Below are 14,419 nucleotides of genomic sequence, written 5' to 3' on the forward strand. Positions count from 1 at the left end.
ACGACACAGATGAGGACACAGATACACGGATTAATTATCGAACGTCAGGCAGATGTTGCAGTCGTTAGTTATTTGTTAGTTGCTACTAATTCCCAATTCCCAATTCCCAATTCCCAATTCCCAATTCCCAATTCCCAATTATTAAATTATGTCAAAAATAGGCGTTGCAGTAGTCGGTACAGGTTTCGGTCAAAAAGTGCACATTCCCGGATTCCAAGCCCATCACCGGACAGAGGTTGTGGCTGTTTACCACCGGAATTTAGACAAAGCAAAGGATCTCGCCTCTACCCACAATATCCCCTACGCTTGCGACTCGATCGCCGATATAGTAGCCATTGCAGAAGTAGCAGGCGTCAGCATTTCCACGCCACCATTTTTGCATTTTGAAATGGCAAAAACTGTCTTGGAAGCAGGCAAGCATTTATTATTAGAAAAACCCACAGCCCTGACAGCAAATGAAGCCCGGGAACTTTACCGCTTGGCAAACAACGAATCTCAAACAGATTTAAAAAAGGGTGGTGGCAGAGCAATTGCCACAATGGACTTTGAGTTTCGCTTCATCCCCGCATGGCAAATGCTAGCAGAATTATTGGCAGCAGGATATGTGGGAGAAAAGCGTTTAATTAAAATTGATTGGCTGGTATCGAGCCGTGCTGATGCTACTCGCCCTTGGAATTGGTACGCGCAAAAAGAGCGAGGCGGCGGAGTTTTGGGCGCGACAGGTTCTCACGTTTTTGATTATATTAGCTGGCTGTTCGACCCGCCGCAGAGGCTTTCTGGGCAATTGATAACAGGAATTTCGGCGCGCCCAGATCCAAATGATTCGGGAAATTTAAAATTAGTTGATGCCGATGATTCTTGCACGTTGATGTTGGAATTAGCCGGGGGAACGCCTTGTCAAGTTTGTTTGAGTTCTGTTACTTATCAAGGGCGGGGACACTGGGTGGAAATATACGGGAGTAAGGGTACGTTGGTGTTAGGAAGCGACAACCAGCAAGATTACGTCCACGGATTTCGCTTGTGGGGTTCCCAAGGTGGAGAACCTTTAGCTGAAATCAAAATTCCTCAAAGATTGGAGTTTCCTCAAGTATATCCAGACGGGAGAATTGCACCGTTTATTCGAGTAATAGATAGGTGGGTAGAAGCAATAGATGCGGGTAAATCTTTGATACCGTCCCTCAGAGAAGGGGTTTACTCGCAGTTGTTGATGGATTTGACCCAAGAGTCGAATGCTACGGGCACTTGGGTAGATTTACCGAGCATAGATAAATTTTTGGACACTAAGTAAAAGTAAAAACTGCCAAAGCAATCTCACGCACTCGATCGCACCCCAAACCCGATAAACTACGAATAGATAAACTCAATCCAACCCTATATCCAGAGTCGATAGTTGTGAATGGCGCGCCCTGAAAGTCCTTGCCTCAGTATAGCGATCGCTCGCCTGAGAACCGCTGGGGCAAACCATTTTGCCACTTGGGTTCTACAAGCTCCTTATCCCAGCGGGTACGTTCACCACGATTGTATGTGGCCCGATACCCTCTCCCAATCTTGGAAAGCTTGGCAGGAAATGTTTTCGCCCTCCGGGACAATTCACGAATTGCCCCTAAATCCTGATGGCAGTTTCGTCTCGCCGGAAAACAACCAGAATATATTGGCAGAAGCTGAACAACGAAGTCCTCAGTCGCTAGACCTCGCTCCAGCAACGCCCTCTGTGCCGCTCCACCTCGGTCAAGGGGAGAGGGGCGACAAGGGGGCTCAGCATCCGCCTCGGCCACCGGCAAGCTACAGCAGTCGCCTGATGCAGCATTTGGGGATTAATCTTTGGCAGTGGCTGTTTGAAGGGCCGATTCAGGGTAGTCTCCAGGAGAGTAAAGGTATTGCGATCGGGCAAAATGTACCCCTGCGAGTACGCATAGACTTGCGCGAACCGTATTTAATTGCTTTGCCTTGGGAAATTATGCAGCCTCAAGCCGGTCAACCGGCAATTTCTCTGTCGCAGCAACTGCTGTTCAGCCGCACTACCAGCAATGTTGAACCTTTGCCACCCCTGCAGCCTGCGGAGTCGCTCAACATTTTGCTAGTGTTGGGACAAGCAGAACCAGGCGGTGCTAATTCTCAATTTTCCAACAGCAATAACGGTCATTTGCAGTTGGGAGAAGAAGCACTCGCCTTAGCGGGCGTTCTGGAAAGTGCTTTTCAAACCGACGACAGCGGCAAATATTTTGACATCAGCGTTCCGACTCGCGTCGATACTCTGATCGAACCTACTCCGGCAGAACTAATTTCTCGGCTGGAAACGCAAGCTTACAACATTCTGTTTTACGCCGGCCACGGGATACCGGGCCCCGACGGCGGTTTGCTGTTTTTGGGGCCGGACACTGCGATTAACGGTACTGAACTGGCTCAGGTATTAGTTCGGTGCCGCGTGACTCTGGCGGTGTTTAATGCCTGCTGGGGAGCTCAGCCGGCGGTGGAGATGGTGCACTCAACTAACGGCCAGCAACAGGCGATCGCCCGCAGCAGTTTGGCTGAGGTACTGATCCATCACGGCGTGCCGGCGGTGTTGGGGATGCGGGACTCGATCGCCGATCGCGAGGCCCTGAGTTTTATCCAAACTTTTGCCCAAGCTTTGGCCGGACGGATGTCGATCGACCGGGCCGTCGCCGTCGCCAGACAGCAGTTACTAACGCTTTACAAGTTCAATCAACCGGCTTGGACGCTGCCTGTGCTGTATATGCACCCTGAGTTTGACGGTCAGCTAACTGAGCCGGTAGATGACCTGAAAACTGAATTGCCTTTAAATTCTTCTACTTGGCTGGGACGCTTGCCGTCTTGTGCTTATTTGCGGGGGCGCGATCGACCAAATGCCAAATCCACCGAATCGACCAATCAGGTTTGGCCGATTCGCGCAGGTATGGTTCGAGTCGGACGCTGGGAAGAAAACGACGTAGTGATTCGAGAACAGTGGGTTTCTCAAAAACACGCCGAGATTTTCTGCCGAAACACGATCGGAGATAGCCGGGAAGAACCTAGCTACTTCCTGCGCGATTTTTCTCGCTACGGGACTCTAGTTTTGGGCTCTGATGGATGGCAGAGAGTTCACCACCAAGAATTGCTGCTACGCAGCGGGACTCAGCTAAAATTTGGCAGTTCTCAAGGTCAGATTTTTGAGTTCACTATTGAGGTTCCCAAAACTTCGGGCTACAGTGAGACTGATTGCGGAACGAATTAAGGTGCGCGTGTAGCTAAGGAAGGCAAGCGGCGAGTGGCACAGCAAAGTTCTGGGCGTTGAGTCTCCAATCTGAATTTAAAAGAGTTACTTACCACTGATAGCTCCCAACTAGCTCTTGGCACAGTCCCCCTTCTATATTTTCTTTTTCCCCCTGAGGTATTACATCATGGCTACCCAATCTCCTGATTCTGAATATTTTCGCGACTCACAAACTCAGGCCCAGATGGAACTTCTCGCCACAATAGTTCAGACTGACGTTGCTTATCCCTGGAATCCTGCACAGCTTGAATCAGAATCTTATTTGGCTGCCCTAGAGCAGGAATTTGCGCTATCTGATTCCTTCAGCGATAGCGATATTGCCCTGAAGTCGCAAGCTTTATTCTCGCAATTAGAACAAGTTTGGCTGACGACTGCTCTGCAAAAGTCTTTGCACGAAAAATTTGCTCGCGTTCCTCAAGATTTTCTGGCCCGCATTGCTCAAAGCGTGCAAAACGCAACAGTTAAGTATCAATCTTTAGCTGACCAGATGGTAGAGTGCGTCTTAGATATTTTGCCTCAGTGGGCTGAGGAAGATTTGCAGGTGTTGGCACGTCCTTTGGCTTATGCCATGCGAGATGTTGATTCGGAAGGGGGGGAATTGGTCATGGCGACTAAAAGACCTTGGGCCCAATTGTCGGAAATAGAACAAGCCAGAGTTAGTTTGGCTGTCGCCCGCTATGCAATCTCGCAATTAGAAATGGCTGATTAGTTCTGTGATGGCTGGGTTTTTGTGCTGCGATCGCGGTAATTTTTTTAATTAATATAAAATTAATCTACCTTTAGTTAGATGTCAAATTCGTCTAATTGTTAAATTCTAGGGATTGCTATAGTTTGATATAGCAATCCTATTTGATTTGTAGAAAAGATAATTTTTTTTTAACTATAGCAAGCGCGCCCGACGTTTAGGACTCAAATGTGGCAGCATTTTCAATCAGCTTTTTATGGGCGGCGTCGCAGAAACGGCCCACAAGAATTATTTTTTATTATGGAACAAGCCGGAAAGCCTGTTGCTGATATTGCTGAAGATTGCTTCTGATATTTTTTCCGGTTGGGTGGGAATGATAAAGTCAAGGTCGCACGATTCCACATTCCCCCACTCCCCACTTCCGACTCCCCATCCTTCCAGTGTTACCGAAATTGAAAGGACTTCTCTCCTCGGTAACTAAAGCCTTATTCCTTCTTCCTTCTGCTATATTTTGCCAGGTTAGGACTCGCTAAGCAGTTTGGCAACCGCAAGCAAGATGAATTATCATACAAGGGTCAAAATGTAAAAAAATGTAAAGAGAGTAATTGAGGTGTGTCGGAATTTTCAACTTAATTAAAAAGTGGACAGCAAGAAACCCTTACTTTTGCATGCACGATCGGGACTTTAAAATTATTTTATGACAACTTCAAGATTTGATTTTCAAGACTTGAAACGCCGCTTTTGGCGGATTTCGCGGATGCCGACGGCAACGCTAGTCGTGTTGGGGGCGGTTGCTTTCGCAGGTGCGATCGCCGCAGCCTGGTTTGCGCGTGAAGGTACAGTCAGCGGTATTTTTGCCACAATCAACACTTGGCAGCAAAACCCGCCTGTGTGGCTGCAAGTGCCTGCTACGAGCAAGATGTATTTGTTAGTGCCGACGATCGCGCTTGTCTCCGTTGCTTTAGCTGCAATTAAAATTTCGCCTCAACCGCAGAAATGGTCGCGCGCTGTAGTAGTTGCAATAGTTCTGGCTTTAACCATTCGCTACGTTTTATGGCGATCGCTCGCTACTCTAAATTTAACCGATCCCCTCAACGGTATTTTTAGTTTGGGGCTGTTTTTCCTAGAAATGCTACTGGTTTTCAACACCACTATTCAACTGTATTTAATGCTGAGAATGAAAGACCGGCGTCGAGAAGCCGATCGCATGGCAGTTGCAGTTGAATCTGGAAACTTCACCCCGCCAGTAGATATTTTGATCCCAACTTACAACGAGCCGGCTTTTATTTTACGGCGCACTGTAATCGGCTGTCAAGCTTTAGATTATCCCAACAAAAAAGTATATTTGCTCGACGATACCAAGCGCCCAGAAATCAAGTTGCTGGCAAAAGAACTGGGATGCGAGTATATAACCAGACCCGATAATATTCACGCCAAAGCTGGAAACATTAACCATGCCACAGCCCTAACTAATGGAGAACTAATTGTAGTTTTCGATGCAGATTTTATTCCTACTAAAAACTTTTTAACTCGAACAGTTGGATTTTTTCAAAATCCCGAAATCGCCCTCGTTCAAACACCCCAAAGCTTTTACAACCACGACCCCATCTCCCGTAATTTAGGTTTAGAAAATGTGCTCGCGCCGGAAGAAGAAATCTTTTACCGACAAATTGAAATCATCAAAGACAGCGCCGACAGCGTGGTTTGTTGCGGTACATCTTTTGTTGTGAGGCGGAGTGCTTTAGAAGCAGCGGGAGGCTTGGTCACAGATTCAATTTGCGAAGATTATTTTACCGGAATTCGGCTGTCAGCAACCGGATATCGCTTAGTTTATTTAGATGAAAAATTGAGTGCTGGTTTGGCTGCTGAAAATATAGAGGCTCATCTAAATCAAAGGCTACGCTGGGCGCGAGGCACGCTTCAAGCTTTTTTTATTGATTCCAATCCTTTAACAATTCGCGGTCTCAGATTCATACAAAGGCTGTCTCATTTGGAAGGATTGCTGCACTGGTTTACCAGTTTAACCAAGGTTTTATATCTATTGATACCTTTAGGTTATTCGTTTTTCGGCATCATTCCTTTGCGGGCAAGTGCGCGGGAATTGCTGTACTTTTTCCTGCCTTACTATTTTGTGCAACTTACTGTGTTTTCTTGGCTGAACCGCAGATCGGGCTCGGCTTTGCTTTCGGATGTTTATTCGTTCGTCCAGTGTATTCCTTTAGCGGTGACGGTGGTGAGTTCCATGCTGAATCCGTTTGGGAAAGGGTTTCAGGTGACGCCAAAAGGAATGGCGAGCGATCGCTTTCATTTTAACTGGAATTTGGGATGGCCTTTGATTGTCTTGTTCGCAGCTACAGCATTCAGTTTGTGGCACAATTTAAATATTAATTTAGTTAAAAATTGGGACACTGTACAGTCAATATCAGAAAGTACACATTTGTCTAAAGGAATAAGTTTGGGATGGATTTGGAGCGCGTACAACCTGCTGATGATGGGGATTGCATTGCTGATTTTGGTGGATATTCCTAAACCGGACATTTACGAATGGTTCAATTTACGCAGGGTTGTACAATTGAATATTGGCGGTCAAACTTTTTGGGGTATAACAACGGTAATTTCGGAAAGTGGCGCTGAAGTTGCTCTGACGCAGTGGCCAAGTTTTGCGGTGAAAAATAAAGGCAGTAAAGAAAGTTTGACAGCAGCAGAGATTTTGCCAAAATATGCCTTTGAGACCAGCTTATCCCAGGGTAAAATAAAAGCGCTCCCTCGCAGTGCCGCAGTCAAGGTAAGGAGATCGCTAGCGCCGCCTGTTGTTGAGTTGGGCACTGAACGTCGTTTGGCTAAAGGTTTGATTGATTGCGATTCTGCGACTCTGAAAATTATGGAAGAGAACTGTTTTATTCCTGTGGCTAAGATTGAGTTGGTGAGCGATAAATCTCAGTTGGAATCTAGTTTTAGGGATGGCAAAGAGTGCAGTTTTGTAGAATTCCCGACTGTGCGAATTGCGTTCGATCGCCTGAACATTAGCCAGCACCGCTGTTTGATCGAAATGCTGTACTGTCGCCCTGGCCAGTGGCAGCGGCAGGAAACTCCCGGAGAATGGCGATCGCTGTGGCTGTTGTTGAGAATTGCTTTGAAACCGAGGGCTGTTTTTGAGAGGAATAGGTCAGTTAGACCGATCGCAGTTTCGCAACTTTAGCTCGACATGAAATTGAAGAAATGGTATCTGAATTACAACGAATCGCCGATTTTGGCCTGAAAGCAGTCTTTTTGCGTCCTAATCCCGTAAAAGAGCGACTACTGAGCGATCGCGCCTACGAGCCATTTTGGACGAAGTGCGAGGAGTTGGAAATCGCCGTAGGCATTCACGAAGGAACTCCTAGCCGTCTGCCTACTGCTGGGGCCGATCGCTTTAATACTCGCTTTGCCTTACGTGCCTGTTCGCATCCGATGGAACAAATGATGGCTCTGCTAACATTGATTGAAGGTGGTGTTCTCGAACGCCATCCCCAACTAAAAGTGGGCTTTTTGGAGTCAGGATGCGGGTGGTTGCCCTATTGGTTGTGGCGGCTCGATCGAGAATACGAGAGTTCGGGCTGGGAAGTGGCCGATAATGTGAAGATGAAGCCCTCCGAGTATTTCCGCCGTCAGTGTTTTGTTTCTATGGAACCTTCGGAGCCACACTTATCTCAAGTTATTGAGTATATCGGCTCCGATAACATCCTATTTGGTTCTGATTATCCTCATGGAGAATACGAATCGGATATTGTGGAGCAAGTAGTTGCTCTTGAGGGGCAACTGCCCCAGGGAACTGTAGAAAAAATTTTGTGGGAAAATCCGGCTCGTTTCTACGGGATCGGTTGAATCTCATTCAAACCTAACGACCCAACTCCCTTCTTCTACATAAATATGTTCAACGAACCGTTTCCCGTTCCAGAAGTCGATGAGCGTTTACTGTTCGATCTAAGTTGCTCTAGAATCATCGGGCCAGTAATAACATTAGCGCAAGAAATCAATCTATTCAAGCTGATAGAGGAAGCACCGCAAACAATTGAAGATGCTGCCAAACACCTCAGAATTACACCTATAATCTCTGAAGCTTTCATGGCAGTTCTTGCCGCATTTGGATTACTCGAAAGGCAGAAAGATGGACGGTTTGGCCTGACAAAGGTGGCAAAAACATACATGATTCCAGATAGCCCATTTTACTATACGGGGTTTTGCCCTCCTCATGAATGGTATCTGGATCTGCTTCGCATGAAATTAATCGGTGGCGCTCAACCACCAATGCCGATGGCGGTGGCGATGAATCAGCACAAAATTGAGATGGTGCACAGCTTCATCGATCGGATGCACATGATGATACTGCCAACCGCAGCAAACTTAGCCAAACAACCTGTGTTCGGTCAAATATCGCATCTTCTTGATGCCGGAGGTGGTTCGGGAGCGCTGGCGATCGCGATCGCAGCATTTAATCAGCAGATTCAATGCACGGTTATGGATCTTGAGCCTGTATGCGAGATTGCACAAAAAAACATTGCCAAATATGGCTTAGAAAAACAGATTACTACCGTGGCGCGAGATATGTTTGAAGAGGCGTGGCCTGGAGAACCTGACGGTGTTCTATTTGGCAATGTTTTTCACGATTGGGATTTAGAACATTGCTATTTGCTGGCTCAACGAACATTCGACGCGCTCAAATCTGGCGGGAAAGTGTTGTTGCATGAAATGCCTTTGCATGACACAAAAGATGGGCCGCTCACAGTCGCCTGTTTGTCAGCCATATTACTGATGTATGAGAAAGGTAAGCAGTATACTTTAAAGGAAATAGAAGAAATCTTATCGTCAGTAGGGTTTATTAATTTTCAGTCAATACCCACTCATACTTATTATCATCTGATTAGCGCTAAAAAACCATAATTTTTGTTTGTATTTTTTGTTGAGTGAAATCTTAAGTATGAAAATTTTTTCTAATTACCAAATTATCGCCCAAATTTTTGAAAGCTCGAATTCGCTAGTTTATCGAGCAAACCGCCGCCAGGAAAATCAACCTGTTATTCTCAAGGTTCTCAAAGAAGATTATCCTACCCCTGCGGAGCTAACCAGATATAAGCAAGAGTATGAAATTACTCGTTCCCTGAATATAGATGGAGTGATTAAAGCTTATGATTTGCAAAAATATCAGAATAAACTAGCAATAGTTTTAGAAGACTTTGGAGGTGAATCCTTAGACATTATCCTGAGAGATAGAAAACTTAGCTTGCCTGAATTTCTTGCTATTGCTATTAAAATAACGAAGACTTTAGGTGAAATCCATGCTGCTAATGTTATTCACAAAGATATCAATCCTGCCAATATTGTTTGGAATTTAAAAACAGATATCCTGAAAATTATTGATTTTGGCATTTCTACACTATTTACGCGGGAAAATCCCATAATTAAAAACCCAAATATTCTCGAAGGCACACTGGCTTATATGTCACCCGAACAAACAGGCAGGATGAATCGGGTACTCGACTACACTACAGACTTTTACTCTCTAGGCGCGACATTTTATCGAATACTAACTGGTTATTTACCTTTCGATACAAGCGATGCTTTGGAATTAGTACACTGCCACCTTGCCAAACAGCCTCTACCGCCTCACGAACTCGATCCCAATATACCCAAAGTTGTTTCTAACCTGATTGTGAAATTGTTAGCCAAAACAGCGGAGGAACGCTACCAGAGTGCCTTTGGCATCGCTGCGGATCTGGAAGAATGCCTCAGACAGTTTCAGATATGCGGAGAAATTGCAGATTTTCCGCTAGCCCAACAAGATTTTTCTGATAGGTTAAGTATACCGCAGAAACTTTACGGTAGAGAGGAAGAAATTGAGACATTATTATCAAAGTTTGCGCGGATTGCCTCAGCAAATAGCTCAGAAGAACCGACACGAAAGTGCGTTGAGATGGTACTCGTTTCCGGCTATTCTGGCATCGGTAAGTCTGTGCTGGTACAGGAACTCTACAAGCCAATTACAGCTCGGCGAGGCTATTTTATTTCTGGTAAGTTCGAGCAGTTACAACGCAATATTCCCTACTCGGCAATTGCTGCTGCTTTTCGCTCTCTCATACAGCAAATTTTAGCTGAAGATGAAGCGCAGCTATCAGAATGGCGTGAAAAACTACTGGCAGCATTTGCCTCTAACGGTCAAGCCATCGTTGACGTGATTCCTGAAGTAGAACTAATAGTTGGGCCTCAACCTCCGATTCAGCAACTGGAGCCGATGGAGGCGCAAAATCGGTTTAACTTGGTATTTCAAAAATTTGTTCGGGTGTTTTGCCAAAGCTCACATCCACTGGTCATTTTTTTGGATGACTTACAGTGGGCAGATGCAGCTAGTTTAAAGTCTATCGAATTAATGTTGACTGACGAGCAGATGAAATATTTGCTCCTGATTGGTGCTTATCGAGACAATGAAGTTAGCCCCACCCACCCTTCAATCTTAACCCTCAATCGTTTAGAAAAAGAGGGAGTCATTCTCAATAAGATAAGATTAGCCCCCTTAGCTGCTCCTCACATCGCTCAATTGATTGCCGATACTCTCCACAGCAATCTAGAATTGGTAGAGCCGCTAACTGAGTTAATTTATCGCAAAACATCAGGTAATCCTTTCTTTGTTAATGAATTTCTTAAAACTATATATCAAGAAAATTTATTAAAGTTCGATTGGCAACAGCGTTGTTGGGTCTGGGATATCCCGCAAATCGATGCTTTAAGTATCACAGAAAATGTTGTGGATTTGCTGATAGACAAATTAAAAAAAATACCCGATGCGCCTCAGCAGGCGTTGCTTCTGGCTGCTTGTATCGGGAATAGCTTCGATCTGAAAACGCTCTCTATAGTCTATGAAAAATCCCTTACAGACACATTTGTAGATTTACTACCGACTATCCAGTCCGGGCTGATTCAACCTACTTCATCGCTAGAAACAACCTCAAACAATCCCATCGATTCCTCTTTGATTATCCTGAATTATAAGTTTCAACACGATCGCGTCCAGCAAGCCGCCTATGCCTTGATTGATGAAAATGACAAGGAAACCGTTCATCTTAAAATTGGCAGGCTGTTACTTACAAATACACTTCCAGATGAATTGGAAGAAAATATCTTTGCCATAGTCGATCATCTTAATAAAGGCAAAAACTTGATTGCAGGCAAGGCAGAAAAAGTGCAGTTGAGTCAATTGAATCTCAAGGCAGGTAAAAAAGCCAAAGAAGCTACGGCATATACGGCTGCTAAAGAATATTTTATATCGGCAAAGTTTTTTTTTACTGGCAATATATGGAAAGGAAAAAATAATTATAAAATGGCTATGGATTTATATAAAAATCTAGCCCAGGTTGAATATCTCACTAGCAACTTTCAAGAGTCAGAATTGCTGATAGAATTGGCTATTAATAGAGCGAAGTCAGCGCTAGAACGCTCGGAATTCTATTATTTGCTAATCGAACTATATACCATGCAGGGCAAATACTTGGAGGCGATTGAGGTTGGTCGAACAGCTTTAGCGCAATTGGGGATCGACTTTCCAGATGGCGACTTTAACAAAGCTGTTGAAGCTGAATTAGGTAAGTTTAGCGAAATTTTAGGAAACCGAGAAGTTGCTTCGCTGATTGACAATCCAGAAATGGAAGACCCGATCAAGCAGATGGCCTTAGAGCTATTGATAAAAATGTTACCGCCAAGCTACTTAGGCGCTCCCCAAATTGCTGGTGTTGTAATGGCTAAATCTGCCAATCTGAGCGTTGAATACGGTCATACATCCAAATCGGCAATTAGCTACAGTATATTTGGTGCATTCCAAGCAATATTAGGAAACTATCAGTTAAGTTACGAACTCACGTTGTTAGGATATCAGTTAAGTAAAAAGTTCGATGATTTATATTCTTTAAGCGAAACAGCTAATGCTCTTGCCAATTTTTCTTTATCATGGGTTAAGCACATCAAGCAAACTGAAAGTCTTAACGCAGAATCAATTGAGGCTGGGTTACAGTCGGGTATGCTTCAATATGCTGGCTTTAGCATGACTCATACTTTATTAAATGGAATTTACCAAGGCAAAAATCTATCTTTACTTCCTCAAGAGGCATCTGACATTCTCCCTTTCTGTCAAAAGACCCAAAACCAATGGTCTGTTGATTGCACCTTAGGACAGAAAATAATCTTACAAAACCTGCTCGGACAAACGCAAGATAAGGTTTATTTTGGTGGCGATGAGATTCAGGAATCCGACTATCTAAACCAAGAGGAAGTTAGCCGAACCCCAAACGCAATCTGCTATTATTACATTTTCAAGGCTCAAGTTCTCTATTTATATGGCGAGTTGCAATTAGCATTAGCATCGATAGCCAAGGCGCAGGAACTATTAGCGTTTATTTCTGGCACTATTCAAGCTTCTACTTACAACTTTTACTATTCCCTGATTTTAGCTGCACTCCATCCATCTGTTTCTCCAGAAGAGCAACAAGAATACTGGACTAAAATCGAGGCTAACCAAACGCAAATGCAAAACTGGGCAAATAATTGCCCGGAAAATTTTCTACATAAATATCTTTTAGTCGCCGCAGAAATGACCAGAATATCGGGTAAGTGGTATGAAGCGATCGATTTATACGATCGAGCGATTAAATTAGCCAAAGAAAATGAGTTTGTCCACGAAGAAGCACTCGCCAACGAACTAGCCGCCAAGTTTTGGTTTGCCCAAGAAAAATCTGACTTCGCCCAAATTTATTTAAAAAGAGCATACCAAGGTTATCAAATCTGGGGAGCAAAACGCAAAGTAGAAGATTTAGATGAAAAATATCTCCAGTGGCTTGGTTCAACTGCCACAGATACGCAAAATACCAAGAATCCGATTACAACAACCGGGGGAAAATCAGGTAAAGAACTGGATTTTGCCGCAGTAATGAAAGCATCCCAAGCTGTCTCCGGTGAAATCGTTCTCGAACAATTGTTAAACCAGGTGATGAAAACTGCGATCGAAAATGCAGGCGCACAAAAAGGTTTTCTCATTCTGAATAAAGACGGGAATTGGGCGATCGAAGCCGAAGCAGCAGTAGAACGCGATCGCATTACCATTATGCAATCCATTCCCCTAGATTCCGTAGATCCTGCAACTGGAATGCCCTTGCTGTCAACCGGCATAGTTAACTACGTCGCTCGCAGCCACGAAAATGTAGTATTAAATAACGCCACCGATGAAGGACAATTTACCCGCGATTCTTACATTACCGCTACTCAACCCAAATCGATTCTCTGCACTCCCCTACTCAATCAAGGCAAACTAGGTGGAATTCTCTACTTAGAAAATAATTTGGCGATCGGCGCATTTACCTCGGAAAGAGTCGAAACTTTAAAAATCATCGCCGCTCAAGCTGCGATCTCGATTGAAAATGCAAGTCTATACGAACAATTAGAAGAGTACAACCGAACTTTAGAGCAAAAAGTAGAAGATCGCACCGCACAGTTAGCCCAAGCTAATGCAGAAATATTGGTTTTGAACGAACGGCTAAAAGTAGAAAATATTCGCATGAGTGCCGAACTAGACGTAACCCGCCGCCTGCAACAAATGATTTTGCCTCACCAGCAGGAATTAGAGTCAATTGCAGGGTTAGAAATTGCTGCATTCATGGAACCTGCTGATGAAGTTGGCGGTGACTACTACGACGTACTAAATCACGGCGGTAAAGCCACAATTGGCATCGGCGACGTGACAGGACACGGCTTAGAAAGCGGCGTGTTAATGATTATGGCGCAAACAGCAATTCGCACTTTGTTGGTTCACAATGAAACCGACCCAGTTAAATTATTGCAGACAGTCAACCAAACGCTTTTTGACAACGTAGAGCGCATGAATTGCGGTAAAAGTATGAGCCTTTCTTTGCTGGAATATCGGGGGGACAACATCCTGCGTTTGAGCGGACAGCACGAAGAGGTGATTGTCGTGCGTTCTAGTGGCGAAGTAGAGCGGATTGATACCATGGAGTTAGGCTTTCCCATCGCCTTAGAACCAGATATTGCCGATTTCATTGCTACTACTGAAATACAATTAAATTCCGGGGATGTTGTCGTACTCTACACAGATGGAATTACCGAAGCTTTTGATATGAATCAAGCTCAATACGGCATTGAGCCAATGATTGAAGTTGTTGCCCTTAACAGGGGACAGTCAGCAGCAGAAATCAAGCAAGCTATTATTGACGACGTGCGGCGATACATCGGGGAGCAAAAAGTCTTTGATGATATTACTTTGGTAGTAATCAAACAGAAGTAAGTATGGGAGAATTTAGTAGTCCGACTGTCCGACTGTCCGACAGGGAATGAATTCCCTGCCTCAAAGTTAAAGTCCTCCTCAGAAACTCAATCTAACTGCAGAGGTTTAGCAACGAGCTCAAACCCAAGAGATTGAGCCGTTTTCT

The 14,419-nt window shown here is 44.6% G+C and carries 7 protein-coding genes; all 7 read left to right on the top strand.

Features of this window, described 5'->3' with window-relative positions; all coding sequences use genetic code 11:
• The first annotated feature begins 148 nt into the window (after positions 1–148).
• The 7 genes from QUA33_RS21215 (at position 149) to QUA33_RS21245 (ending at position 14,274) form a co-directional block, all read left to right on the top strand.
• Complete coding sequence (locus tag QUA33_RS21215; protein ID WP_333150915.1) at positions 149–1,288, top strand: Gfo/Idh/MocA family oxidoreductase; 1,140 nt, start codon at positions 149–151, stop codon at positions 1,286–1,288.
• Between the two features lie 108 nt (positions 1,289–1,396).
• Entirely contained in the window at positions 1,397–3,232 is a 1,836-nt protein-coding gene (locus QUA33_RS21220) for a CHAT domain-containing protein (RefSeq protein WP_333150917.1), read from the top strand.
• A gap of 166 nt (positions 3,233–3,398) precedes the next feature.
• Entirely contained in the window at positions 3,399–3,980 is a 582-nt protein-coding gene (locus QUA33_RS21225; protein WP_333095775.1) for a hypothetical protein, read from the top strand.
• Positions 3,981–4,653: 673 nt separating this feature from the next.
• On the top strand, positions 4,654–7,155 hold the full coding sequence (locus tag QUA33_RS21230; protein WP_333150919.1) for a glycosyltransferase: 2,502 nt from the start codon (positions 4,654–4,656) through the stop codon (positions 7,153–7,155).
• Between the two features lie 20 nt (positions 7,156–7,175).
• Positions 7,176–7,820: an amidohydrolase family protein gene (locus QUA33_RS21235; RefSeq protein ID WP_333150921.1), complete on the top strand. Its 645-nt coding sequence runs from the start codon at positions 7,176–7,178 to the stop codon at positions 7,818–7,820.
• A gap of 45 nt (positions 7,821–7,865) precedes the next feature.
• Positions 7,866–8,876 carry a methyltransferase gene (locus QUA33_RS21240; protein WP_333150923.1) on the top strand — a complete coding sequence of 337 codons (1,011 nt, stop codon included), beginning with the start codon at positions 7,866–7,868 and terminating at the stop codon, positions 8,874–8,876.
• 37 nt (positions 8,877–8,913) lie between these two features.
• Positions 8,914–14,274, top strand: coding sequence for an AAA family ATPase (locus QUA33_RS21245; protein ID WP_333150925.1), 5,361 nt, complete (start codon positions 8,914–8,916; stop codon positions 14,272–14,274).
• Positions 14,275–14,419 lie beyond the last annotated feature (145 nt).

This window comes from Microcoleus sp. Pol14D4 (assembly GCF_036701245.1).
Taxonomy (GTDB): Bacteria; Cyanobacteriota; Cyanobacteriia; order Cyanobacteriales; family Microcoleaceae; genus Microcoleus.

What these genes read in the sequence shown, in the direction of transcription:
- QUA33_RS21215 (WP_333150915.1), top strand. Translation starts at nt 149, where the DNA reads ATGTCAAAAATAGGCGTTGCAGTAGTCGGTACAGGTTTCGGTCAAAAA.
- QUA33_RS21220 (WP_333150917.1), top strand. Translation starts at nt 1,397, where the DNA reads ATGGCGCGCCCTGAAAGTCCTTGCCTCAGTATAGCGATCGCTCGCCTG.
- QUA33_RS21225 (WP_333095775.1), top strand. Translation starts at nt 3,399, where the DNA reads ATGGCTACCCAATCTCCTGATTCTGAATATTTTCGCGACTCACAAACT.
- QUA33_RS21230 (WP_333150919.1), top strand. Translation starts at nt 4,654, where the DNA reads ATGACAACTTCAAGATTTGATTTTCAAGACTTGAAACGCCGCTTTTGG.
- QUA33_RS21235 (WP_333150921.1), top strand. Translation starts at nt 7,176, where the DNA reads ATGGTATCTGAATTACAACGAATCGCCGATTTTGGCCTGAAAGCAGTC.
- QUA33_RS21240 (WP_333150923.1), top strand. Translation starts at nt 7,866, where the DNA reads ATGTTCAACGAACCGTTTCCCGTTCCAGAAGTCGATGAGCGTTTACTG.
- QUA33_RS21245 (WP_333150925.1), top strand. Translation starts at nt 8,914, where the DNA reads ATGAAAATTTTTTCTAATTACCAAATTATCGCCCAAATTTTTGAAAGC.